Annotated in this window: 19 protein-coding genes; 5 read left to right on the top strand and 14 right to left on the bottom strand. The window is 76.0% G+C overall.

Annotated features, from left to right (window positions below):
- Window positions 1–21: 21 nt before the first annotated feature.
- Window positions 22–1275: a hypothetical protein gene (locus CLV72_RS00430; RefSeq protein WP_106237314.1), complete on the top strand. Its 1254-nt coding sequence runs from the start codon at window positions 22–24 to the stop codon at window positions 1273–1275.
- A gap of 24 nt (window positions 1276–1299) precedes the next feature.
- Here the strand turns inward: CLV72_RS00430 and CLV72_RS00425 are convergent, their stop codons facing one another.
- The 9 genes from CLV72_RS00425 to CLV72_RS00385 form a co-directional block, all read right to left on the bottom strand.
- Window positions 1300–2658, bottom strand: a complete 1359-nt coding sequence (locus CLV72_RS00425) for a serine/threonine-protein kinase (RefSeq protein WP_106237311.1) — start codon at window positions 2656–2658, stop codon at window positions 1300–1302.
- A 201-nt stretch (window positions 2659–2859) separates the two neighbouring features.
- Window positions 2860–3747, bottom strand: coding sequence for a hypothetical protein (locus CLV72_RS00420; RefSeq protein WP_146159299.1), 888 nt, complete (start codon window positions 3745–3747; stop codon window positions 2860–2862).
- Between the two features lie 195 nt (window positions 3748–3942).
- A complete protein-coding gene (locus tag CLV72_RS00415) occupies window positions 3943–4557 on the bottom strand; it encodes a hypothetical protein (RefSeq protein WP_146159298.1) in 615 nt (204 codons plus the stop codon).
- A 122-nt stretch (window positions 4558–4679) separates the two neighbouring features.
- A complete protein-coding gene (locus CLV72_RS00410) occupies window positions 4680–5510 on the bottom strand; it encodes a hypothetical protein (protein ID WP_106237302.1) in 831 nt (276 codons plus the stop codon).
- Window positions 5511–5830: 320 nt separating this feature from the next.
- The gene (locus CLV72_RS00405; protein WP_106237299.1) at window positions 5831–7801 is read right to left on the bottom strand and encodes a serine/threonine-protein kinase; all 1971 of its coding nucleotides are present in this window, start codon (window positions 7799–7801) and stop codon (window positions 5831–5833) included.
- 265 nt (window positions 7802–8066) lie between these two features.
- Window positions 8067–9212: an SIS domain-containing protein gene (locus CLV72_RS00400; protein ID WP_106237296.1), complete on the bottom strand. Its 1146-nt coding sequence runs from the start codon at window positions 9210–9212 to the stop codon at window positions 8067–8069.
- Complete coding sequence (locus CLV72_RS00395; RefSeq protein WP_106237292.1) at window positions 9209–9448, bottom strand: Trm112 family protein; 240 nt, start codon at window positions 9446–9448, stop codon at window positions 9209–9211. The genes CLV72_RS00400 and CLV72_RS00395 overlap by 4 nt, the downstream gene beginning before the upstream one ends.
- 50 nt (window positions 9449–9498) lie before the next feature.
- Window positions 9499–10863, bottom strand: coding sequence for a phosphomannomutase/phosphoglucomutase (locus CLV72_RS00390; RefSeq protein ID WP_106237288.1), 1365 nt, complete (start codon window positions 10861–10863; stop codon window positions 9499–9501).
- Between the two features lie 65 nt (window positions 10864–10928).
- The gene (locus CLV72_RS00385) at window positions 10929–11321 is read right to left on the bottom strand and encodes a DUF3499 domain-containing protein (RefSeq protein WP_106237285.1); all 393 of its coding nucleotides are present in this window, start codon (window positions 11319–11321) and stop codon (window positions 10929–10931) included.
- Between the two features lie 252 nt (window positions 11322–11573).
- Between CLV72_RS00385 and CLV72_RS00380 the strand changes: the two genes are divergently transcribed.
- Window positions 11574–11942, top strand: coding sequence for a metallopeptidase family protein (locus CLV72_RS00380; protein ID WP_106240905.1), 369 nt, complete (start codon window positions 11574–11576; stop codon window positions 11940–11942).
- A gap of 31 nt (window positions 11943–11973) precedes the next feature.
- On the opposite strand, the gene CLV72_RS00375 is transcribed toward CLV72_RS00380, so the two are convergent.
- From CLV72_RS00375 to CLV72_RS00360, 4 genes are all read right to left on the bottom strand, one after another.
- Window positions 11974–13377 carry a DUF5719 family protein gene (locus CLV72_RS00375; protein WP_106237281.1) on the bottom strand — a complete coding sequence of 468 codons (1404 nt, stop codon included), beginning with the start codon at window positions 13375–13377 and terminating at the stop codon, window positions 11974–11976.
- Window positions 13378–17301: a glycosyltransferase gene (locus tag CLV72_RS00370; RefSeq protein ID WP_245929781.1), complete on the bottom strand. Its 3924-nt coding sequence runs from the start codon at window positions 17299–17301 to the stop codon at window positions 13378–13380.
- 259 nt (window positions 17302–17560) lie between these two features.
- Complete coding sequence (locus CLV72_RS00365; protein ID WP_106237277.1) at window positions 17561–17848, bottom strand: WhiB family transcriptional regulator; 288 nt, start codon at window positions 17846–17848, stop codon at window positions 17561–17563.
- Between the two features lie 180 nt (window positions 17849–18028).
- On the bottom strand, window positions 18029–19708 hold the full coding sequence (locus CLV72_RS00360; protein ID WP_106237273.1) for a hypothetical protein: 1680 nt from the start codon (window positions 19706–19708) through the stop codon (window positions 18029–18031).
- Between the two features lie 468 nt (window positions 19709–20176).
- Between CLV72_RS00360 and cofD the strand changes: the two genes are divergently transcribed.
- Together cofD and CLV72_RS00350 are read left to right on the top strand one after the other, a co-directional pair.
- Complete coding sequence (cofD, locus tag CLV72_RS00355) at window positions 20177–21133, top strand: 2-phospho-L-lactate transferase (RefSeq protein WP_106237269.1); 957 nt, start codon at window positions 20177–20179, stop codon at window positions 21131–21133.
- A gap of 67 nt (window positions 21134–21200) precedes the next feature.
- Complete coding sequence (locus CLV72_RS00350) at window positions 21201–22469, top strand: coenzyme F420-0:L-glutamate ligase (RefSeq protein WP_425428037.1); 1269 nt, start codon at window positions 21201–21203, stop codon at window positions 22467–22469.
- Window positions 22470–22476: 7 nt separating this feature from the next.
- Here CLV72_RS00350 and CLV72_RS00345 read toward each other — a convergent pair whose 3' ends face one another.
- Entirely contained in the window at window positions 22477–23457 is a 981-nt protein-coding gene (locus tag CLV72_RS00345) for an ArsR/SmtB family transcription factor (protein ID WP_106237265.1), read from the bottom strand.
- 408 nt (window positions 23458–23865) lie between these two features.
- On the opposite strand from CLV72_RS00345, the gene CLV72_RS00340 reads away from it, so the two are divergent.
- Window positions 23866–24783 (top strand): hypothetical protein, encoded by a 918-nt coding sequence (locus CLV72_RS00340; RefSeq protein WP_146159297.1) that lies wholly within the window; start codon window positions 23866–23868, stop codon window positions 24781–24783.
- Window positions 24784–24925 lie beyond the last annotated feature (142 nt).

Below are 24925 nucleotides of genomic sequence, written 5' to 3'. Positions count from 1 at the left end.
TACGCTGATCGGGTGAGGCCGATGAGCGGAATCGACTGGAGCGGCGGCTCCGGGGGCACCGCCGTGGATCCGGCGGGCGCCGAGGCCCGTGAGCGCCTGGCCTCCGTCGACCGGCTGCGCGAGGTCTGCGACGACTTCCGCGCCGCGCTGCCCGCCGACCGGCTCCGGGCGCTGCGAGCGCGCAGCCTGCGGCGGCACGCCGCCGAGGTGGGCGTGCTCGACGGCCTGGTGCGCGTCGACCGCGAGGCCGCGCAGCGCTTCGCCGCCGACGGCCTGGAGGCCGCCGGGCTGGCCGAGCCCGACCGCTCCGCGCTGGCCGCGGTCCACCGGGCCGTGGACGCCGCCGCCGACGCCTGCCGCACCGGCGAACGACTCGGGCCCGAGATGCTGGCCGAGCTCTACCGCTCCTTCCCCGGCACCTCGGCGCAGCAGCCCGCCGAGCGGCTGCGCCCGGTTGCCGAGCTGGCCGAGCGGCTGGCCGGCCGGCACCCCCTCGTGCAGGCGGCGGGCGTCCACCACGCCGCGCTGCGCTCCCTCGACGGCCTGCCCGCCGCGCACTGCACCGCCTGGGCCCTGGCCACCTTCACCGCACTCCAGGCCCGCTACGCTCCGCTGGCCGCCGACCGCGCCGCCGGCGCCGAGCACGCCCGGGCGCTGCGCGCGGCCGACCGCGGCGATCCCGGCCGGCTGGTGGAGCTGTTCGCCCGGATCCAGGAGGCGGGGCTGCGGGCCGAACTGGCCGCGCCGGGCCCGGCCGACCGCTCGCGGCCGGTGCGCGGCGCCTCGGTCGCCGCCGCACTGCACCGCCGGCTCGCCGCGGAGGTCGAGGCGCACCGCAACGGCCTCGCCGACGTCTTCCAGGAGATCGACACCGGCTGCGGCGCCTCGGTGGTGTCCGGGGCGCCGCCCGACCCCCGCTCCGGCTGGTGGCGCCGGCAGCTCGACCACGCCGCGGCCCGCGCCGCCTTCCAGCCCGGCGACGACAGCTGGTGGGTGCGGCTGCAGCTGAGCGTGGGCGCGGCGACCCTGCGCTACCTGGTGGCGATCCAGCAGGTGGGCGACGGCCGCACCGGCGTCTTCGCGGTCACCGCGCACGCCGAGGCCGTCGGCGAGCGCGCCGGCCGGGCGCCCGGGGAGCCGCTGCTCGACCTCTCCCCGGTCGACTGCGTCACCCTGATCCACACCGACACGGTGGGCGAGCGGGCCGCGGCGGTCGAGCGCTTCGCCGGCGACACCCTGTCGGCCGCCGTGGACGGCTTCGCCCGCCGCCTGTGAGCGGCCGGGGAACGCGCACCGGCCTCAGCCGCTGGACAGGCCGATCAGCACCACGATGAACACCAGCAGCAGCATGAAGCCGACCACCACCGGCAGCAGCCAGGCGGGCAGGCCGGGATCGGAGCGCGGCGCCGGGGCGGGGGTGTAGCCGCGCGGCGGGACGGGCGGGCGCGGCGCGGGGCCGCCCGGCGCCATCCTCGGCGGGCCGGCGACGCCGTGCTGCGCGGGCGGCCGCGGCTGCGGCTGCGGCGGCAGGGTGCGTCCGGTGCCCGGTCCCGACGGGCCGGTGAAGCTCCGGTTGGGGAAGCCGGCCGGGTTGGTCATCCCGGGGGCGCGCATCGGCCCGGGAACGGGCGGGCCGGTCGGGGGGCCGGTGGGCGGGCCGGTGCGGTGCGGGGCGGCGGGCCGGCCGGGGCCCGGGTAGCCGTGCGGCCCGGTGCCGGGCCGGCCGAGCGGCGGCGAGGGCACCGCGCCGGGGAAGCCGGAGTGCGGGGTGGAGCCCATCGAGCCCAGCGCGGCGCGCTGGCCCTGCTCCAGCATGCTCTCCGGCCCGGGCTTGTCGTCGGCCTCCGCGTCGTCGTGGCCGAGCAGCCGCAGCAGGATGCGCTGCGCGCTGGGGCGCCGGGAGGGGTCCTTGTCCAGGCAGTCGCGGACGATGCCCAGCAGCGGCTCGTCCAGGCCGGCCAGCTCGGGATCCGCGGTCATCACCCGCTGCACGACGGCCGGGACGCTGTCGGAGCCGAAGGGCGCGCGGCCGGTGGCGGCGAAGGCGATCACGCCGCCCCAGGCGAAGATGTCGGCCTTGGTGTCGACCTGCCTGCCCTCGACCTGCTCGGGCGACATGTAGGCGGGGGTGCCGACGATGGAGCTGGTGAGGGTGGCGGTGCCGTCGACCGCCTTGGCGATGCCGAAGTCGATCACCCGGGCGCCGTCGGGGCCCAGCAGTACGTTGCCCGGCTTGAAGTCGCGGTGCACGATGCCGGCCTGGTGGATGGCGGCCAGCGCGGTGGCGGTGGCCACGGCGAGGCGGTGCAGCCCGGAGCCCGAGCGGGGTCCCTCGTCGGCGACGGCGTCCTGCAGGCTGGGACCCTGCACGAACTCGCTGACCACGAACGGGGGCTCGTGGTCGAGGTTGACGTCCAGGACCTGGGCGGTGCAGAAGGGCGCCACCCGGCGGGCGGCGCGCACCTCCTTCTCGAAGCGCTCGCGCATCGAGGAGTTGGCGGCCCATTCGTCGTTGAGCACCTTGACCGCGACGCGGACGCCGCCGGTGTCCTCGCCGAGGTAGACGACGCCCTGCCCGCCCCGCCCCAGCCGGCCGAGCAGGCGGTAGCTCCCGAGTTCCTCGGGGTCGCCGCTCAGCAGCGGTTCGGCGTCGGGCATGAAGCTCCTCCAGTCTGAGCGCCGGCCCCTCGGCCCGGGACCGCGCCTCCAGCATCGCACGGCGCCGGTACCGGCGCTCCCGCGCGGTCGTGCGCGTACGAACCTACCGGAGCCGGACACGCCCCGCGGGGGGACCGCCGGCGGCGGAGGCCGGTGCCGTCCGCGCGGACGGCACCGGCCGGGGGCTGCGGCACTGGCGGATTACTGCGGCGAGGCCGCCACCAGCGGCGGGATGTCCTCGCCGGACGGCCCGGCGTAGACGTTGAGGGTGCCGATCCGCTCCAGTACGACGATCTCCCAGTCGGGGCAGTTGTCGCCCTGGGTGAGGGAGGCGTTCATGTAGTAGCCGCTGTCGTTGGTGTCGGCGGAGGTGGGCTCGGGGTTGTACTGGTAGGTGGTGAGGCTCCAGGTGCACTCCGCGCTGCCGGGCAGGCCGCTGGCCGAGCCGATGCTCAGCTCGGCGGTGGTGCCGCCGGCCTCGACCTCGATCCACGCCGCGGTGGCGGCGTAGTCGGTGTAGTCGTCGCGGCTGGACTGGATGCTGCCGCTCCAGGAGCCGCCGTAGTCCTCGCCGAAGGCCATGTCGCCGCCACCGCCGCCACCGCCGCTCTCCGGGGTGCTCTCCTCCGGTTCGGGCTCCTCGCTGGGCGGGGGCTCGGAGGGGTCGGACGGCGGGTTGCTGCTCTGGGCGACCGGGCCGGGGTCGGGGCCGGGTTCGGGGCTGTCGTCGCGGAGCAGGATGACGGCCGCGACGATCGCCACGATGCCGAGCACCAGCACACCGGCGGTGATGCCGACGATCATCCCGGTGTTGCTCTTGGGGGGCGGCGGCGGGGGCGGCGGGCCGAATCCGCCGCCGCCGGGCGGCGGGTAGCCGCCGCCCATGTCGCCGTAGCCGCCGCTGGGGGCGGCGTGGCCGGGGTAGCCCCCGGAGGGGTCACCGGACGGGTAGCCGCCGGAGGGATGCCCGCTGGGATAGCCGCCGGACGGGTATCCACCGGAGGGGTCGCCGGGCGGAGGGTAGCCGCCACCCGGATATCCGCCGCTCGGGTAGCCGGAATTTGGATCCGGGTAGCCACCATTAGACACGTAAGCCTCCTTGTGGACGGCCGGGAATCACAGCTCTGGGCGGTTCACCACCACCGGGCCGCGTTGACTCAGATGCCAACGCTCCGGGCACGGTTCCACATGGACGCCGCTCGCAGCGTCGTTTTGCGATCAGTCAACCCCCACCGGGCGAATGTATCGCATTTCGGGGCAAGCCGAACGCGTTCCGACGGCTGTTCAGCCCCTGTTGAGACTTCCGGAGGACATCGACGCGGAGGTCGACGGATCCTCGCCGCCGTTGAGGTAGAGCCGCAGGCCCGAGCCCTCGCGGCTGAGGTCGGCGCTGCCGGCGTAGTGGCACTCGGCCGGCCCCTGGGAGATGTCGGCGGCCGCCGACACGGTGCCCACGACATCGCGCTCGGCGGTCAGCACCCCGGTGCACTCGCCGTGGGCAACGGCGGCCTGGGCGGCGCCCGGCTCGATGGAGACGGTGACCTCGAAGGTGGAGCCGTCGACGCGCTCCAGGGTGCCCTGCCACTCGCCTTCGAGGTCGGCGGGGAAGACGCCGTCGCCGGCCGGGGCGGCCGCGGGGTCGTCGCCGAGGCCGGCCGGCGAGACGGGGTCCTCGGGTCCGTCGCTCACGAACAGCAGCACCACCACCGCGGCGAGCAGGGCGAAGCCGAGCGCCCCGCAGGCGAGGACGAGCACGGTGTGCGGGCGGCGCTGCGGCGGCGCCTCGTCGTCGGCGGCGAAGGCGACCGGGCCGAAAGCGGCCAGATCCTCCGCCGACTCCGCCGACGGGGCGTCGGCCACACCGAGGTCTCCGGGCTGTGCGTGCTCGGATGCTGGCATCAGCGTCCTCCAGGGATGGGCAACGGCTCCCGAATGTAACGCACGCGTGCGGCGCCCCGCACGGGGACGCCGCATCGCGGGCGTACGCCCCCGGGCCGGTGTTCGGCCCGGGGGCGGCGGGATCACTCCCTGGACATCTGGGCCAGCGGGGAGATCTGTTCGGTCTCGCCGGAGTCCTGGGCGTAGACCAGCAGCGAGCCGCCCTGCTCCTCCAGGACCACCGAATCGAAGGTGGGGCAGTCGGAGCCCTGGGTGAGGCTGCCCTGCATCCAGTAGCCGCTGTCGTCGATGTCCGGCGAGGAGTCCTCGGCCCGGTACTCCACCAGGCTGAGGTCCCAGGCGCACTCGACGTCGCCGCCGAAGGAGCCGCCGAGCCGCAGCTGGGCGTTGGTGGTGCCCTCCTCGATCACGGCGCTGGCCTCGGTGGCGGCGTAGGAGGTGTAGTCGGCCCGGGCGGAGTCGATCATGCCGCTCCAGGTGCCGGCGTAGGCGGCGGAGAAGGCGTCGCCGCCACCGCCGCCGCCGGTGTCGCCGCCGGAGTCACCGCCGCTGTCGCCGCCGGTCTCACCGCCGGCCTCGCCGCCCTCCTCGCCCGCCGAGGGGGCGGAGGACGCCTCGCCGCCGCCGGCGGCCGGCGGCTGGTCGCCCGCCGGCGTGCCGCCCTGGTTCATGAAGAACACCACGCCGATCACCGCGACGACGCCGAGCACCAGCACGCCGACGACGATGCCGATGATCAGGCCGGTCTTGCTCTTGGGCGGCGGGGGCGGCGGAGGGCCGTAGCCGCCCGGGCCGCCGGGCCCACCGGGTGGCATGCCGCCGGGCGGCGGGTAGCCGCCCTGCGGCCCCGACTGCTGGTAGCCGGGCTGGGGACCGGAGGGCGGGTAGCCGCCCTGCGGCCCTGACGGATAACCGGACTGCGGATCGTAGGGTGATCCTCCCGGGTAGGACACGGATGCCTCCTCGTGGACGGCCGAGAACTCGTCCCCCGTGTCGGAGCGCGAGACGGCCGGCCGCCGACACGCACCGTCGGAACCGATGGGGGCACAGGGGGTGAGATGCCAAGGACCGTGGCGGGGTTCCCGATGAGGGGAATGAGCGATCACCGATGCGCGGCCGAGACGGCGCGGACCGCTCTCTGCACGGACATATGCACTTGAATGCGAAGCGACGATCCGGAAACCGGTAATACCGGGCGACCGGAAACTCCGCCCCACCCTAGTACCTGATCAGTGCGGTCGGACACAAGGGGCGTCCGGCCGCCTCCGCGGCCTCAGTCGTCCGGGTACAGGCTGGCCAGCGCCGGGACGTTCTGGTTGGACGGGCCCGCGTTGACCAGCAGCACGCCGTCGCGGTTCTCCAGCACCACGTAGGAGTAGGCGGGGCACTCGACCTCGCCCGAGGAGGTGCCCTGCACCGCGTTCATCCAGTGGCCCGCCGTCTGGGGGTCCTCGGGGTCGCCGACGTCGTAGGTGGTCAGGGCGTAGGTGCAGTCCGGCTGGTCGTCGCCCGAGAGGGCGGCCAGGCTGAGCTGGGCGGTGTCGCCCTCGTCCACCTCGACGCTCACCGCGTAGGTGTTGGTGGGGTCGTAGCCGGACCAGCCGCCGACGTACTCGGGGCCGAAGTCCGTGCTCGGCCGGAGCATGAGCACCGCCACGATGGCGACCACGACCAGCACCGCCGCGCCGATGCCGATGCCGACGTACAGGCCGGTGCGGCTCTTGCGCCCGGACGGGAACTCGGCGGCGGGGCGCGGCGGCGGGAAGGCGCTCGCGCCGCCGCCCGGGCCGGGCTGCTGGTAGCCCTGGGCGGGCGGCTGGTAGCCCTGGGTGGGGCCGTACCCGCCGGCCGCCGGGGGCTGGTAGCCGCCGCCGGGGGTCTGCTGCTGGTAGCCCGCGGTCGGGGCCTGGTAGCCGTAGGGCTGCTGCGGCTGCGGGCCGCTGCCGTAGGAGGAGGGCTGGCGGGGGTTGGGCTGCGGGCCGCTGCCGTAGGCCGGCGGCTGCGCGCCGGGCCGCGGGCCCGGGGGGAAGCCGCCGGGCGGGTACTGGCCGGGCCGGGGGCCCGAGCCCTGGCCGGGGTTGTAGCCGGTGGGCTGCTGCCAGCCCTGGGCGGGGGTGGACGGCTGCGGCGGCGCGGGCTGCTGCGGGGCGGAGGGCTGCGCCGACCAGGCGGGCTGCCCGCCCGAGCCGCGCCCGCCGCCCGGCGGGGTCTGCGGGAAGCCGGCCTGGGGGCCCGAGGCGTGGCCGGCGGGGTAGGGCTGAGGGGTGCCGGGAGCGGGCTGCGGGAAGGCCGGCTGCGGCCCCGACGCCGGGGTGGCCGGGGAGGAGCCCGAGCGGCGGCCGCCGCTGCGGCCCGCGCCGGGCCACAGCACGTCCTGGGTCCACACGGCGGTGCGCTGGCCCTGGCTCAGCGCCTGCTCGATGGGGAGCGGGGTCTCGGAGCCGTGGCCGAGCAGCAGCCGGCTGAGCAGCAGCGAGGCGCTCGGGCGGTGCTGCTTCTCCTTGTCCAGCGCCTCTTCGACGATGGTGCGCAGCGGGCCGGTGAAGCCGTCGAGGTTCGGCGGCTCCTTCAGGACGCGGTTCATCACCTTGGGCACCGTGTCGGAGCCGAAGGGCGGCTTGCCGGTGGCGGCGAAGGCGATCACGCAGCCCCAGGCGAAGACGTCGACGGCCGGGGTGACCAGCTCGCCCATCAGCTGCTCGGGCGCCATGTAGGCGGGGGTGCCCATGATGGACGCGGTCTGGGTGACGGCGCTGTCGACGACCCGGGCGACGCCGAAGTCGACCACGCGCAGGTGGTCGGCGGCCAGCAGCACGTTGGCGGGCTTGAAGTCGCGGTGCACGACGCCGGCCTCGTGGATGGCGGCGAGCGCGGTGGCGGTGCCGACGGCGAGCTTGTGCAGCGCCTCGCCGCTGCGCGGACCGCTGTCCTCGATGGCCTGCTGCAGCGAGGGCCCCTCGACGAACTCGCTGATGACGTAGGGCGGCTCGGCCTCCAGCTCGGCGTCCAGGACGGCGGCGGTGCAGAAGTGGGCGACCCGGCGGGCCGCGTTCACCTCCTTGGTGAAGCGCTCCCGCAGCTTGGGATCGCCGGCCCACTCCTTGTTGAGGACCTTGACGGCGACCTTGCGGCCGTCCGGCGCCTCGCCGAGGTAGACGACGCCCTGCCCCCCTTGGCCCAGCCGGCTTACCAGGCGGTACGCGCCCAGCTCCCTGGGGTCGGCGGACCGCAGTGGTTCAGGCATCACACTCTCCCTACGCCGCGGCCGGCGCCGCTCCGGCGGCACCTCGGGCCCGGCACTCCCCGCATACACCCACGAAGCATCCTGCCAGCTGCCTATGGTTCTACACGGTCCGGCCGGCAAAACCGAAACCGCATTGTGCCCCGCTGTCCGGGCCGGAGCGCTTTCCCCCCATTGTCCCCCGGGACCGCGCCCGGCACGGCCACCGGGACGGATCGGGGCCGCGGGGCGGGTGGGAGCGGTGGGGACGGGAGGGCGGGAGCCGGCCTCAATCGGGCCGGTCCTCGCGCTCGCTGCGGAACTCCCGGGCGGCGGGGGTGGGGGCCGGGTCCATGCCGTAGGCGAGGGCGAGGTAGGCGCTGGCGTAGTCGAAGGTGCCGATCAGCCCGGCCAGCCGGGTGACGGGGTGGCCCTCCTGGGCGGCGAGCTGGGTGACGGGCAGGCCGCGGTCCTCGGCCAGCCGGACGGCGGCGGCGCGGGCCGCGGCGATGTGCGGCTGCTCCTCGACGTCGTGCAGCACCACCAGGCGCAGACCGCGCAGGCCGTCGGCGGGAGGGTCGGCGAAGAGGTCGCGCTCGCGCCACGCGCCCGAGCCGAGCGGGCCGTCGAAGATGCCGATCTGGGCGTGCCCGGCGTCGGGCAGTTCGCCGCAGAGCGCGGGGTACTTGGCGTTCTCGGCCAGCTGGCCGACGAAGCGCCGGGCGGCGACGGTGGTCAGCGCGGAGGTGCCCCACACGACCGGGAGGGTGTCGGCCAGTTCGAGCGCGAGGGTCTTGGCGGGGTTCACGAAGGACTCCGCCATCAGCCGGCACGCGGTGGCGACCTCCTCCAGCCGCACGGCGGCGGCCTCGAAGACCTCGGGCGGGGAGTCGAGGACGCCCAGGCGCGCGGCGGCGACCAGCACGGGTACCGCGAGGCCCCACAGCGCGGCGCGCGGGAGGGACTCGGCGTCGGCCGGCACGAAGGCGCCGCGCGAGCGCTCCGCCAGCGCCGCGAGCGGGCTGTCGGATGCGGCCACCGCCAGCAGCCGGGAGCCGCGGCGCACCGCCTCGGCGGCCACCGCGAGGGTCTCGCTGGTGCGCCCGGTGCGCGAGACCGCGACCACGAGGTCGTCCACGCCCGCCCAGCCGGGCAGCCGGCCGTCGGTGACCACGGAGACCGGCACCGGGCAGCCCGGGCCGAGCAGGGCGGCCAGCAGCCCGCCGACCAGCGCCGCCGAGCCGGACCCGGCGAGCAGCAGGGCGCGGGGCCGCCCCTCGCGGGCGAGGGCGTCCAGCCGCGACTCCTCGGCGGCCCGCACCGCGATGCGGATCTCGGCCGCCGAGGAGGCCGCCCGGCGCAGCATGCCGTCGGCGTCGAGGTGGCGGAGCTGGGCGGGGTCGTCCAGCCGCAGCTCGTCCAGCCGGTGGGTCATCGCGCGGCGGCTCCGGTGCCGGGGCGGCGCGCCTCGTCCACCAGCAGCACCGGGATGCCGTCCCTGATCGGGTAGGCGAGGCCGCAGGCGGGGTCGGTGCAGACCAGCTCGGCGGCGGTGGCCGGTTCGCCGCCGTCGGCGGCGCCGTCCAGCTCGCGCTCGTCCAGCCGGATCGGCGACTTGCACTGCGGGCAGGCCAGGATGTCCAGCAGCCAGCTCTCGATCTTCACGCTCATGCTCCCATCCTGCCCCAGCGACGGGGCCCCGCGCGCCCCCGGGGATTGCGCTAAGCGCGGACGATCGCCAGTACCTCATCGCGCAGGGCCGCCATGGCGGCGGTGTCGGGCGCCTCCACGTTCAGCCGCAGCACCGGCTCGGTGTTGGAGGCCCGCAGGTTGAACCAGCTGCCGTCGTCGAGCTGGACGGTCAGCCCGTCCAGTTCGTCCAGGCTCGCGCCGGGCCGGCTCCCGAAGGCGCCGGCGACCGCGGCCAGCCGGTCGGCCTGGTCGCCGACGGTGGAGTTGATCTCGCCGGAGGCGGCGTAGCGGGTGTAGGCGCGGGTCAGCTCCGACAGCGGGCCGTCCTGCTCGCCGAGGGCGGCCAGGACGTGCATGGCGGCGAGCATGCCGGTGTCGGCCCGCCAGAAGTCGCGGAAGTAGTAGTGGGCGGAGTGCTCGCCGCCGAAGATGGCGCCGGTGGCGGCCATCTCGGCCTTGATGAAGGAGTGGCCGACCCGGGTGCGCACCGGGCGGCCGCCGTGCTCGGCGACGATCTCGGGCACCGAGCGGGAGGTGATCAGGTTGTGGATGACGGCCGCGCCCGGCTCCTTGGCCAGCTCGCGGACGGCGACCAGTGCGGTGACGGCCGAGGGCGGCACCGGCTCGCCCTTCTCGTCCACCACGAAGCAGCGGTCGGCGTCGCCGTCGAAGGCGATGCCGATGTCGGCGCCCACCTCGCGGACCTTGGCCTGGAGGTCGACCAGGTTCTTGGGTTCGAGCGGGTTGGCCTCGTGGTTGGGGAAGGTGCCGTCGAGCTCGAAGTACAGCGGCACGATCTCCAGCGGCAGCGCGGGGAGCACGGCGTCGCCGAGCACCGCGGGCACGGTGTGGCCGCCCATGCCGTTGCCGGCGTCCACGACGACGGTGAGCGGCCGGGAGCCGGAGAGGTCGGTGAGGGAGCGCAGGTGCGCGGCGTACTCGGCCAGCAGCTCGCGGCGGGTGACGGTGCCGGCGGGGCCGCCGTGGGCGGGCACGCCGCGCTCGACCAGCTCGCGGATGTCGGTGAGGCCGGTGTCGCGGCCCACCGGGGCGGCCCCGGCGCGGCAGAGCTTCACGCCGTTGTACTGGGCGGGGTTGTGGCTGGCGGTGAACATCGCGCCGGGCATGTCGAGGGAGCCGGAGGCGAAGTAGAGCAGGTCGGTGGAGCCGAGTCCGGCGGCGATCACGTCGGCGCCCTGGGAGGTGGCGCCGTCGGCGAAGGCGGCGGCCAGCTCCGGCGAGGAGGGGCGCATGTCGTGCGCGGTCACCACCGTGGCGGCGCCGGTCACCCGGACGAAGGCGGCGCCCACCGCGCGCACCACCTCCGCGTCGAGCTGGTCGGGGACCACCCCGCGGATGTCGTACGCCTTGAAGATGCCATCGAGGTCGGCCACCGTTACTCCGTCCCGCCTGGGCCCGCTCCGGGCCGGTTCGTCGTGCGGACGTCCCGGTGCGAAGCCTAGTCCGCCGAGGGGTCCGGACGGCGGGCGGGTGGCGCGGAACGCAGCACCCGCAGGTGCCCGCGGCGGCCGATCTCCACGCCCTGCCCGACGGGTTCGTGGCCGGGCCCGGAGTGGCCCAGCGGGGGGCGGGCGGCCTCGCGCACGGCGTTGGCCAGCGCTTCGAGGTCGTCATTGGCCGGCTCGCCGGCCTCGGCGGGCAGCCGGACGACCTCCCAGCCGCGGGGGGCGGTCAGCCGCTCGGCGTGGTTGGCGCAGAGGTCGTAGCAGTGCGGTTCGACGTAGGCGGCCAGCGGGCCGAGGACCGCGGTGGAGTCGGCGTAGACATAGGTGAGCGTGTAGACGGCTGGCTGCCTGCACGCGGTACGCGAGCAGCGTCGGACGAGGCTCACGCCTAGGAACGTATCCGGTTCCGACTCTGTCCGCTACTACCCGACTAGCGCGTTTTGACGTCGGCGGGGTCCGTCGCCGGGCCGGCCCAGCGCCCCCGACGCCCGTGCTCACCGTGTGAAGCCGATGGGCCAAAGTTCCGCGCGGGGATGCCGTTGCGGGCGGACATGACCTAACCTCGAAGTGTGCGTCCATTGCACCCGAAGAAACTCCAGGCCCGGCGCCCGCGCCGCCGCGACCGCCACGGCCGGGGGATGCGCGGGCCGCTGGTGCCCGCCGACGTCCCGCTGGCGCGTACCCGCGCGCAAATCTTCGACGACCTGGTGCTGGAGGCGGTCGACCGCTTGGAGCGCCGCTGGTCCCGTGAGCTGGCGGGGGTGGAGTTCGCCGTCGAGGAGGTGCCCAGGATCGACTCCTGGACCGTCCCGGGCGACCCGCTGCCGCTCTCGCGCCTGGACCCCGCCCGCCCCGGCCGCTCCGCCCGCATCGTCGTGTACCGGCGTCCGCTGGAGGGCCGCGCCGGCGACCCCGAGGAGCTGGGCGCCCTGGTGCACGACATGGTCGTGCAGGAGGTCGCGAACCTGCTCGGCCTGGAGCCCGAGGCGGTCGACCCCAACTACTGAGCTCTGCCTCCGGCCTCGCCGCCGCTCGGCGCTACTCCACCACGGTGGTGAGGGTGTCGGAGGTGTGCGGGAGCGTCACGGTGACCGGGGCCGGGGGCACCGGCAGGATCGTCATCCCGCCGTCGTTGCGCTGCACCCGCGCCACGTAGATCGGGCTGGAGCCCTCCAGCACCCGCACCAGGGCGGCGAAGCCGCTCTCGGCGCCCGTCGGGGCGGCCGGCTCCACCGGCAGCAGGCCGCCGGCCGGCACCTCCACCCGCTGCGGCTCTCCCGCCGCGCCGTCGGGGCCGGTCGGCACGACCTCCACCTGCGCGGCGCCCTCGGGCGCGGCCAGTAGCAGCTCCTGCTCGAAGCCATCGCCTGAGCGGTTGCCGGGCACCACCGCCGTCCCGGTCACCGGCGGGACGGGGGCGGTGAAGGCGCGGTCGCCGCCGCCGGTGGCGAGCACTCCGGCGGCGATGGGGGTGTCGGAGCTGAGCCGGATCGCGGCGGCGCGGTCGGTGAGCACGCCCGACAGGTTGGCGGTGGCCAGCGCCCCGGCCGGCACCTCCAGCTCCTCCTGGTCCTCGGGCACGAAGGTGCCGTCCTCGGCGATCGCGCTGATCCGCACGGTGGCGGAGTCGCCCGGCGAGGCGACGGCCAGCAGCCGCTCGCCCGAGCCGTCGGGCAGTCCGGGGATCACCACGTCGGTGGCGAGTTCGCCACTGGCCGGCACCCAGTCTGAGCCGGAGCCGTCGGCGGCGAGCAGGCCGGAGGCGACCCGGCCGGTGGTGGTGCGCACGTGCACCGCGACGACGGGGGCGCTCTCGCTGATCTCGTTGAGCGACTGCACCGTGCGGCCGTGCGGCTCGATCTCGACGGTGTCGCCCTCCAGGGTCTGGAGGGCGCCTTCGGCGGCGTAGACGTCGATGTGCACCCGGGTGGGGGTGTCGTCGACGTTGACCAGGTGCAGGTCGAGGTCGTCGACCTCGCCGGCGCCCGGCGCCAGGTACCAGAAGCCGAGGCCGGGCGGCGCGCAGGGGGCGGAGAGCAGGTCGCCGGAGGCGGTGGTGGTCTGCACCGCGGTCAGGCCGGCCGCCACCGGGCCCTCGGCGCGCATCACCAGTTCCTCGGTGTCGGCGGCGGCGTCGAAGCCCTGGCCGGGGCCGCCGATGGTGCCGATCTCGGACTCGGTGCCGTCCAGGGCGGTGGCGGCGAACAGGCTGGGGGCGTCGCCCGTCTCGGCGGGCGGGGTGAAGGCGGCCACGCGGGTGTCGCCGTCCTCGGGCACCGGGCAGACCCGGAGCGCGGACTCCACGGCGGCCTCGACGGTGGCGGGCTGCTCGGCCGGCGCCGACTCGGCGGGCCGGGTGGCCTCGGCCACGCCGAACAGGGCGGCCATGGCCACCACGACCAGCAGGACCAGCGCGAACCTGTTCTCGATCAGAGTTCTCACTCAGTCACCACGCCCTCGGCGGGGGTCGTCGTCGCGCGTCTTGCGGCCGAAGAACCCGGTGTTGGTCTTGCGCCTGCGGCCCTTGGCGCGCCGGCCGCCGCGGGGCTCGCCGGCCCCGGTGGTCTCGGGCCCGCCGTCGGCGCGGGCGCGGCGGCCGCGGCGGGGCGCGGCCTCCTCGGCGCCGTCCGGCGCCTCGGTCGGGCCGCTCGGGCGCGGGGCGTAGAGATCGGCGTAGGGGTCCGCGGGCTCGGGCGCGGCCGCCGGGGGCGGGTACGGCTCGGGCGCGGGCCGGGCGGGCGGCCGCTCGGGGCCGGGCGGCGGGGTCTCGCGGCGGTCGGTCCTGCGGCGCTCGGAGCGGCCGCTGCCGCCGGCGGCGGGCTCGGGCGGCCGGGCGGGGTCGACGGGCGAGGGGTCCTTGGCCCACCAGCCGCGCGCCGGCGCGGCGGGCGGCTGCTCGGGTTCGGGCGCGGGCTCCGGCTCGGGCGGCCGGGCCGGGGCGGCGGGCCGGCGCGGCGGGTCCGGGGTGCCGGCGACGGCGGGCTGCGCGCCGGTGCGGGCGGGCACCGGATCGGCCGGCTCGGCCTCGGGAGCGGGCCGGGCGGTGGCCGGGCGGGGCTGGGCGCCGTCGCGGCGGGCCCGGCGGCCCCGGTAGGGGCCGGAGGGGCCGAACTCCAGCGGCCGGTCCAGCCAGTCGTCGGCGGCCTCCTCCTCTTCCTCGTCCTCGTCGGTCTTCGCGCCGGGCAGCGCGAGCACGACCACCAGCGCGAGCAGCGCGCCCTGGACGCCGACGGTGGCGGTGCGGCCGAGGTTGTTGCGGGTGACCTGGAGGGTGCCGCCCTCGGGCGGCAGCCGGAAGGCCTGCATGACGTCGTCGGTCTCGAAGGGCTCCAGCGGGCGCCCGTCCAGGCTGGCCTGCCAGTTGCCGTCGGCCGCGGGTTCGGCCAGTTCGAGGACCCGCCCCTCGGGGCCGGGCGGCAGCTCGGTGCCGCCGTCGACGGCCGAGGCGTCCAGCACCAGGATCTCCTCGGCGGGGGCCGCCTCGGCCGGCTGCCCGCCGCCCTCGGGCGCCTGCTCGCCGCCGGCCCGGAAGGGCGGGACGACGCGGAGCAGGCCGGTGGCCTCGCGCACCCGCCACAGGCCGTAGTACTGGGTGAGGTTGGCGCGGACCAGGCCGGGGTCGCCGTCGAGCACGTCGACCAGGCGGGGGTCGACCTGGGGGCCGTCGGCGGCGCCGGGCCGGCGGGGCGCGTCCTCGTCGGCGAGCACGCCGGGGACGGCGGCCACGTCGTCGCGGGCGGGGACCACCACGAAGCGGATGCCGAAGCGGGCCAGCCGGGCGGAGTCGTCGGCGCCGCGGCCGGAGGCGAGGCCGGCGACGATCTCGTTCAGCTGGGTGCGGACGGCCTCTTCGACCGGGACCTGCTCCTCGCCGAAGCGGGGGTCGCGGCCGCGCAGCACGGTGTAGTCGAGGGAGCCGTCCTCGACCGGGGCGAGGACGAGGGTGCGCGGCTCGGTTCCGTCGGCGCTGAGGGCCTGCACGAAGGGGGGCAGCGCCTGGGGGCTGTCGCCGCGCAGCGGCCCCTGCACGCCGTCCCAGACCCACAGGCCTGCGGCGGCGGCCGGGGTGCTCAGCGCGAGCAGCGCGATGACGCCGGCCAGCACCCGGCGCAGGCCGCCGGCCTTGAACAGGTCGCCGATGGACTGGGCGGCGGTGGCGGCGGCCAGCAGCAGCGCGGTGGCGGCGAAGGCCAGCGCCACGCCCGGCCAGGCGGCGGCGGGCTGCCCGCCGGTCGGGGGTTCGAGCACCACCCTGCTGACCAGCACCGCGACCAGGACGCCGAAGAGGGTGAGCGCCCAGCCCGCGGCGACCAGGACGCGGCGGCGGCGCAGCAGCAGGGCGAGCAGCGCGGCCAGCAGGAAGCCGGCGGTGACCCACACGGGCGGCATGCCGGGCCCGCCGGGGGCGAGCAGCAGCAGCGACTCCGAGGACAGCCCCACCTCCGACAGCTCGGGGCGGTGCAGGCCCGCTTCCAGCAGCCACAGCGAGGGGCTGGTGAACAGCCGCAGGGTCCACGGCATCAGCAGCACCAGCGGGGTGATCAGCGCGATGGCCAGGCTGCGGTACAGCTCGCGCTGGGCGCCGCCGAAGGCGAGGGCGATCAGCGCGCCGCACAGCAGCGCGATCGGCCACACCAGCGGCACGAAGGCCATCGCCACCGCCAGGCCCAGGCCCAGGCCCCAGGCGGCGCGGCGCGACTGGCGGCGCGGCGCGGTGATCATGCCGGTGGCGAGGAGGCCGAGCACCGGGAACAGGGCGTGCACCACGGCGGTGCCGATCCGGCCCTGGCTGATGGCGCCGGTCACCACGGGCAGCAGCGCGTAGGAGGCGGCCATCCACAGCTGCGCGGGCCGGTAGGTGACGACCCGCCTGGCCAGCAGGTACGCGGTGAGCCCGGCCAGCGGGACGCAGCCGAGCAGCAGCACCGTGACGGCCAGCCAGGGCTTGCCCAGGAAGAGGGTGGACAGCATCGCCAGCACGGCCACGTACGGGGGCGCGGCGGTGTCGGAGCCGGCGCCGACGTCGTGGGCGCCGGAGAGGTAGATCTCCCACAGGTCGGAGGCGCCGCCCCAGACGGGCACGAGCGCGCCGCCGCCCAGCCGGCCGCCGCCGAGCAGCGAGCGTTCGGCGATCAGCGCGATCAGGGCGAGGCCGAGGATGAGCAGCACGCCGGGGTGGGTGAAGGTGCGGCGCAGCAGGCTGCCTTCGTCCTGCAGCGGGTCGTCGTCCTCGGCGTCGGGGTCGCCGGCCGCCTGGTGGCGGCCGGCGTTGTCGGAGCCGCTGCCGGGGGTGAGGATGCCCGCCGCCGTCTCCACGGCGCGGGCCCAGGCGACGCCCCTGGCCAGGAAGGGGCGGATGGCGCTGTAGGTGCGCCGGCGGTTGCGGGCGCGGCGGCGCCGGGCGCGCAGCAGCGCGAAGGGGCTCAGGCACACCGAGGTGACGGCCATGAACTCGTCGAGCGCGCTGGCCGGCTGCTTGCCGATGATGTAGAGCAGGGTGCGCAGCAGCGAGGCGGCGACGTTGCGGAAGAAGGACGCCACCATCGCGCCGAAGGGCAGGTTCGCGAAGAGCACGAACATGGCGTTGCGGCGGTCGACCCGGCGGGGGTGCTCGCTGACGGCGCCGATCTGCCTGCGGCGGCGGGCGGACGCCTCGGCGTGGTAGGCGACGGCGTCGGTGACGACCAGCACCTTGTGGCCGGCGGCGCCGGCCCGCCAGCAGAAGTCGATGTCGTCGCGGAACAGGCGCAGCTTCGGGTCGAAGCCGTCCAGTTCGTCCCAGACGTCGCGGCGGACCAGCATGCAGGCGCTGCCGACCGCCAGCACCTGGCGGTTGCCGTCGTGCTGGCCCTGGTCGAACTCTCGGGTCTCCAGGCCGGTCCAGCGGCGGCCGGCGCCGTCGATGGTGACGCCGACCTCGACCAGCAGCCTGCGGTCGTGCCAGTCGCGCAGCTTGGGGCCGAGCACGGCGGCGCGGGGGTCGGCGTCGGCGGCGGCCAGCAGCATCCGCAGCGCGTCGGGGTGGGGGGCGGAGTCGTCGTGGACCAGCCAGACCCACTCCACCACCTCGTCGGGGTGGACCTCGGCGGGGATCCTGACCTGGGCGGCGGCCGCGGGGCGCGCCAGCGCCTGGGCGACGGCGGCGCCGTAGCCGGTGTCGCGGGGCAGGGTGCCGACGGCGCGCGGGCCCAGCTGCTCCTCCAGCAGCCGGGGGCCGCTGTCGGCGCTGCCGGTGTCGACCGCCACGATGCGCTGCGCCGGGCGGGTCTGGCCGCGCACCGCGGCCAGGGTCTCGGGCAGCCATCTGGCGCCGTCGTGCGCGACGACGACGGCGGTGACGATGTGGCGGGCTGGGTTCTGCGCCAAGTTCGGGGCGTCTCACATCCGGGGGCGGGGACGGCGGCCGCTGGGCCGCACGGCGCACCACCTTACTTGTTTTGTCCGCCTTCGTTGGCCGCGTGCGAATTTCGGCCCGCACCCCCGGCCTTCAGGACGAATCCCCAGGTCGAGACGGGTCGGACCGTAGATCCGCCCGCCGGCGGGAGTGCCGGTGGGCGGAACGCGGACGGTCCCGGCGCGCGGTGCGCGCCGGGACCGTCCGCCTGCCTCCGGGTCGGACCCGCGATCAGAATTCGGACAGATCGGCGAAATCCTGTCCGACCGCCTTCTTCAGGCGGCGGCGTTCGCGCTCGGACAACCCACCCCAGATGCCGAAGCGCTCGTCGTTCTCCAGCGCGTACTCCAGGCACTCGGCCCGGACGTCGCAGGCCCGGCAGACCTTCTTGGCCTCGCGGGTCGAACCGCCCTTCTCAGGGAAGAACGCCTCTGGATCCGTCTGAGCGCACAGTGCGCGCTCCTGCCAGCCCAGACTCTCGTCTGCGCCGTGCGCAAGCGGGATGACCACCTCGCTCATGCGCACCTCCTAGCCCCCTTGTTGTGCCCTCCCTCTATTCCCCCATGGGAGGGTCTAACCACACCAATGTAATTACACGTGCGTGTCTCACTAAACGTCAAGCGATTGACGTGCTACTTCGGCCCGAAATGGCGGCGACCCCCGGCGTAAAGGCACCGGGGGTCGCGGTAGTCGGGTCGGTCAGCGGCGGTCGTCGTCCGCGGGCGCGTCGTCTCCGCCGTCACGGCCGGAACGCCCGGACTGGCCCTTCCCCTGCTGGTAGTAGGGGTCGTAGCCCTGCTGCCCCTCGTAGGAGTAGCCCGGCGTGCCGTACTGCCCGCCCGCGGGGGCGGATGGCTCGCCGTGGCCGGGCTGGCCCGGATTCAGTTGGGACGCGGATTCGCCGCCGTTGCGGCCGCCGCCGGTGTCATACCCCCCGTATGACTGGCTATCAGCGTAGCCCCGCGAGCCGTCGTACGCCATGCCGGGGTCCCCCGCGGCCGCGCCGCCCTGCTGGCCGGAGTCGCTCTGGCCGTAGGACGAGCCGCCGTAGGAGTCGCCGCCGTAGCCGTAGGAGGAGCCGCCGGTGCTCGATCCGCGGCCCTGGTCGTCGCCGTAGGAGGGCTGCGGGCCCGAGCCGGTGGAGCCGTAGCCGCTCTGCAGGTAGTCGCCGCCCGGGGCGGGGCTCTGGTAGCCGCCGGAGGGCTCGGAGCCGGCGGGCGAGGAGCCGGAGACCGAGCCGTAGGAGCCGCCCGAGTTGTAGGCGTCGTCGGCGTGCGAGCCGTAGCCGCCCGACGGCGAGCCGCCGCCGGGCTGGCGGCCCTGGCCGGGGCTCCACTGCTGGGTGGCGTGCTCGGGGCCGCCGCTGCCGCCGTAGGAGGGGGCGGCGGGGGCGTGCGCCGGGTTGTCGGGGTTCCAGCGCTGGGTGGCGTCGACGTCGCCGCCGCCCGCGGCCGGGGCGTCGGGCAGCTGGGACTGGCCGTACCAGCCGTACTGCACGGCCTCCTGGGCGGCCTGCTCGCCGGCGGAGCTCACCGGGGGCTGCTGGCCCGGCGCGCTCTGCTGGGACTGGCCGTAGCCGGGCTGGCCGTAGGGGTCGCGGGCGGTCGGGGAGTCGTCGGCGCCGCCGTAGCCGGGCTGCGGGCCGCTCGCCCCGTAGGACTGCTGCTGCTCGCCGTAGCCGGACTGGCCGCCGTAGCCGGGCTGCTGCGGGGCGGCGGACCCGTAGCCGCCGGAGTCGGCGGCGAAGCTCTGCTGGGCGCCGGTGGAGGGGTGCGCGGGCTGCTGGCCGAACTGGCCCTGCTGCTCGAACTGCCCCTGCTGCGGGAACTGGCCGGACTGCGGCTGGCCGAACTGGCCCTGCTGGGCGAACTGGCCGGACTGCGGCTGCTGCGGGAACTGGCCCTGCTGGCCCTCGCCGGGGAAGGGCGCGGGGTAGCCGCCGCTCGGCGGGAAGCCGTAGCCGGGCTGCGGCTTGGCGGCCGCAGGCAGCGCGCGGAAGACGGTGAGGTTCACCCAGACCGCGGCGCCCAGCAGCGCGAAGGCGGCCAGCGAGCTGAGCACCGAGCCCAGCACGAGCACCACGGCGCCGCCCGAGACGAGGTCCATGACCATGGCCGACAGGCCGAGCAGGATCCACAGGCCCGGCACCACCATGGCGAAGATCACTGTGGTCCTGGCCTGCGGGCCCGGCTCGCCGACCAGCGCCACCAGCAGCGCGACCGCCACCGACAGCGCCGCGACGGTGAATCCGGTGAAGGGGTCGAACCCGCCGGGGTCGACCGCGACCCTGAGCACGCCGCCGATGAACCCGGCGGCCAGCGCCCCGAGCACCACCCAGGCGCCCAGGTCCTTGAGCTTGTATATGGCTTCCCTGTTCACGGTCGCTCCCCCTCCGAGTCCGCTTGCCGCGCCGGTTCGCGAGCGGCCGCGTCCCGGCGGAGCCGCTTCGTCGCGTGTCATCACGGATCGGATGGTCGTTGTTCGGTAAACGTCTCTGGCGTTGCCCCGATGGTACGGACGGATGCCGCCGCGCGCCGGGCGGCGGTCGGCGCCGAGCGGTGCGTGCGCGCCGCCGGCGGGGTCGGTACCGGCTGTACCCTTCGTACCGATCGGCGGCCACCGGTACCGATCGGTACCGGTCGGCGCACATTCGACACCATGCCCCGGGCCGCTCGTCGGCAACCGGGTGACACCGTACCGAACCTGGCTGTCGTATCAGACATTTCGCTGATGAAAACGGCTGATACGGTGGCGCGTTCCGCCGGTTCGCGGCGGCTTCGGACGGCGGGCGCCGCGCCCCGGCCCGGCGGCCGCGGGCGGACCGCCGAGCTGCCAGACTTGGCTGCCATGCGCATAGTCGTACCAGCGGGGGGCGTCGGCGGCGCCCGCTTCCTGCGCGGCCTGAAAGCCGCGGCACCGGAGGCGAAGATCACCGTCATCGGCAACACCGGCGACGACATCACCCTGTTCGGGCTGCGGGTCTGCCCCGACCTGGACACCGTGATGTACACGCTCGGCGGCGGCATCAACGAGCAGCAGGGCTGGGGCCGGGCCGGCGAGGGCTTCGCGGTCCGCGAGGAGCTGGCCGCCTACGGGGTCGAGCCGCAGTGGTTCACCCTGGGCGACCGCGATATCGCCACCCACATCGTCCGCACCCAGATGCTCGGCGCGGGCTACCCGCTCTCGGCGGTCACCGAGGCGCTGTGCGACCGCTGGCGACCGGGCGTGCGGCTGCTGCCGATGAGCGACGACCGCGTCGAGACCCATGTGGTGGTCGACGACCCCGACGGCGGGCGGCGGGCGATCCACTTCCAGGAGTGGTGGGTGCGGCACCGCGCCGGGCTGCCCGCGCACGAGATCGTGGCGGTGGGCGCGGAGCGGGCGGCGCCCGCGCCCGGCGTGCTGGCGGCCATCGAGGAGGCCGACGCGGTGCTGCTGCCGCCGTCCAACCCGGTGGTGAGCGTGGGCACGATCCTGCAGGTGCCCGGGATCCGCGAGGCGATGGAGCGGCGCCCCGTGGTGGGGGTGTCCGGCATCATCGGCGGCTCCCCCGTGCACGGCATGGCCGACGCCTGCCTGAGCGCGATCGGCGTGGAGTCCAGCGCCCGCGCGGTGGCCGAGCACTACGGGTCCGCGCTGCTGGACGGCTGGCTGGTGGACGAGGCCGACGCCGGGGTGGCCGCCGAGCCGGGCCCCGGCCTGGACGGCATCGCGGTGCGCGCGGTGCCGCTGTACATGAGCGACCTGGAGGCGACCGCCGCGATCGCCCGGGCGGCGCTGGACCTCGCGGCGGAACGGAGGTAGGGCGGTGGCGGCGGTGGAGCGGCGGCAGACGGAGACCGGCACGGGGCCGGTGTCCACATCCGGCCGGATCGAGATCTGGGGGGTGACCGGGCTGCCCGAGATCGGGGCGGGCGACGACCTCGCCGCGCTGATCGCGGCGGCCGAGCCGGGCCTGCGCGACGGCGATGTGCTCGCGGTCACCTCCAAGGTGGTGAGCAAGGCCGAGGGGCGGATCGCGGCGATGGACCGCGAGGCCGCCATCGACCAGGAGACCCAGCGGGTGGTGGCCAGGCGCGGCGGCACCCGGGTGGTGCAGACCCGCCAGGGCCTGGTGATGGCGGCGGCGGGCGTGGACGCCTCCAACACCCCGCCGGGAACGGTGGCGCTGCTGCCCGAGGACTCCGACGCCTCGGCCAGGCGGCTGCGCGGGCGGCTGAGGGAGCTGCTCGGGGTGTCGGTGGGCGTGCTGGTCACCGACACCTTCGGCCGCCCGTGGCGGGTCGGCCAGACCGACGTGGCCATCGGCGCGGCCGGGCTCGAACCCCTCGCCGACCTGCGCGGCACCGCCGACTCCCACGGCAGGGTGCTGGAGGTCACCCTGAACGCGGTCGCCGACGAGCTGGCCGGCGCGGCCGAGCTGGTCAAGGGCAAGGTGTCCGGGGTGCCGGTCGCGGTGGTGCGGGGCCTGGGCGTCGTCACCGAGAACGACGGGCCGGGCGCGGCGGCGCTGGTCCGCCCGGCCGACGAGGACCTGTTCCGGTACGGATCGCGCGACGTGCTCGCGGCCCGGCGCACCGTCCGCTCCTTCACGGACCGGCCGGTCGACGGCGCCGCGGTGCGGCGCGCGGTGGCGGCCGCGCTCACGGCCCCCGCACCGCACCACACCACGCCCTGGCGCTTCGTGCTGCTGGAGTCGGCGCCGGTGCGCACCCGGCTGCTGGACGCGATGCGGGCGGCCTGGGCCGCCGACCTGGAGCGCGACGGCTTCCCGCCGGACCGCGTCGAGCGGCGGCTGCGCCGCGGCGATGTGCTGCGCAAGGCGCCGTACCTGGTGGTGCCGTGCCTGGTGGCCGACGGCGCCCACGCCTACCCCGACGAGCGGCGCGCCGCGGCCGAGCGCTCGATGTTCCTGGTCGCGATGGGCGCGGGGGTGCAGAACCTGCTGGTGGGGCTGGCCATGGAGGGCCTGGGCTCGGCCTGGGTGTCCTCCACCCTGTTCTGCCCCGACGTGGTCCGCGCCGAGCTGGAGCTGCCGGCCGACTGGCAGCCGATGGGCGCGGTCGCCGTCGGGCACGCGGCCGAGCCGCCCCGCGACCGCCCGCCCAGGGACCCGGCCGACTTCGTGGTGGTGAGGTAGGCGCGCGTCAGGTGTCGGGGTGGGCGCGCAGCAGGGCGGCGCCCAGCGGGGTGAGGGTGTGCAGCACCGAGTTGGCGTCGCGGCGGCCGGTGACGAGCCCGTTGCCGCGCAGCACGGTGATGTGGTGGCTGGCGGTGGCGGCCGAGACGCCGACCAGCCGGGCCAGCTCCCCGGTGGTGGCGCCGTCGGCAACGGCGCGCAGGATGGCGGCGCGCGAGCGGCCGAGCAGCGCGCCCAGCGGCCCGGCGCCCGGTTCGGACGCACGGGCCGGCGGGCGGCGCAGCGGGTACACCAGCACCGGCGGCAGGGTGGGGTCGGCGAGCGCCTCAGGGCCCGGCCAGCAGAAGAACGACGGGATGAGCCGCAGGCCGCGCCCTGCCAGGCGCAGCTCGCGGTCCTCGCCGGGGCAGTCGGCGGCCAGCACCGGCGGCTGCCAGCGCAGGCCGGGCCGGAAGCCGTCGAGCAGGCCGTGCACGCCGCCGTCGAGCACGGCACGGGCGCGCAGCGCGCGCTCGGCGTCCACGCCGGCCTGCATCCGCGCCTGGTAGGGGGCGATCGCCGCCCGGTGGTAGCCGCGCAGCGCCTCGGCCAGCCGCTCCAGCTCGGCCCGCTCCTCCAGCCGCCGCAGCCGCGGCGGCAGGCCGCCTGAGGCGTCCAGCGGCCGCAGCCCGGCGCGGACGCGCTCGGGCGGGGTGGCGGCCAGGGCGGCGAGGCCGGCCTCCAGGCCGTCGGCGGACTCGGCGGGGGTGAGGAAGTCGGGGACGGGGCCGCTCGCGGGCACCAGCGGCAGCAGCAGGTCGCGCACGGTCCGGTCGAGCCCGGCCTCGGCGAGACCGGCGCGCGCCTCGCGCAGCCAGTCGGCGTAGACCTGCCGACCGCGCGGCGACTGGAGGCGCCGCAGGCTGGCGGCCGTCTCCCACAGCGGGTCCGGGGCGGCGGCGAGCCGGGTGCGGGCGAGGTCGTCGGGGGTGAAGTGGACGCGCAGCACGCACGCTCCCGCCTCTCGCGCTCCGCCGGCCCGGGCGCCCGCGCGGGCGGCCCGTCCAGGCCCGTCTGGGGACATTGTGGCCGGTGGGGGCGGGGGCGCGGAGCGCGGGGAGCCGTCCGGGCCGGGGCGGCGGCCACGTCCGGCCAGTGTGCCATCCGAAGCCCGGGCGCCGTTCGCGCAGGTCGGCGGGGTGCACTGCGGAGCGTGACCCTTCCGGAAACCGGGACGAACTGCGAATTTCGACCAGGGTCTAATCCGGATGACACCGGACCGCCGGCACTCCACTCTTACTGTCGATCCCTGATTGACAACTTAACCAACGCGATCGCCGGCCCTCCGGGCCGCGCAGGGCGCGCTTGGCACGGCGGGCGGCGGCGGCCGTCCGCCGACGAAACTGGTGGTGATGGCGTGCGAAGCAAGATCATGATCCCGGCCGCGCTGGCGGCGCTCGGGCTGGCCTTCAGCCCGACCGCGGCGGCGGCCGACGAGCCCGTCGAGGGGCCGTTGCGGGAGTCGGTGGGCGCGGAGGCCGGTCACGCTCCGCTGAACTCCTCGACGTGCTACTACTACTTCGACGACAGCCCCGAGGCCTGGTGGATCGTCAGCGGCGACTGGGACGGCGACGGCGACGACACCCCGGGCATCGCCTACGACAACGGCAGCAGCCTGCGCTGGTTCCTGTGGAACGAGAACGCCTCGGGCCCGGTCGACCACGAGTTCGGCTACGGCTCCACCGGCTACATCCCGGTGGTCGGCGACTGGAACGGCGACGGCCGCGACACCGTCGGCATCACCCGCGTCTTCGGCACCGCGATGCGCTGGCAGCTGCGCAACGACATCAGCTCCGGGCCGGCCGACTACGCCTTCAGCTACGGCTCCTTCGGCTACTGGCCGGTGACCGGCGACTGGAACGACGACGGCCGCGACACCATCGGCATCGCCCGCGCCTACAGCGGCGGTGTGCTGCGCTGGCAGCTGCGCAACTCCAACAGCGCCGGCTCGGCCAGCAACATCTTCAACTTCGGCCGCGACACCGACTGGCCGATCGTCGGTGACTGGAACAACGACGGCCGCGACGGTATCGCCACCGTCCGCCCGACCGATTCCGGCGAGTACCGCTGGCAGCTGCGCAACAGCCTGGTGAGCGGGAACCCGACCCACGTGTTCAACTACGGCATCAACGACAGCTGCGTCGTGCCGGGCGACTGGGACGGTGCGGGCGGCGACAGCCCCGGCTTCGTCTACGTCGACGCCGACAACTGGTTCGTCTGGGAGCTGCGCAACAGCCGCAGCGCCGGCGGGCCCGACTACTGGTTCCAGCTCTGACGCACCCCGGCCGACCGGCCGCCGCGTGACCACCACGGGGCCCTCCGCGACGCGGAGGGCCCCGTGCCGTACCCAGGGGGCCGCCCCGGCGGGGCGCGCCGCCGCGACCGGTGCCCGGCCCCACAATGGGGCCGGGGGGTTG

The sequence above is a fragment of the Allonocardiopsis opalescens genome, from assembly GCF_003002095.1.
GTDB lineage: Bacteria > Actinomycetota > Actinomycetes > Streptosporangiales > Streptosporangiaceae > Allonocardiopsis > Allonocardiopsis opalescens.
Note: the sequence above shows the minus strand (reverse complement) of the source record. Positions and strands in the feature narration are given on the sequence as shown.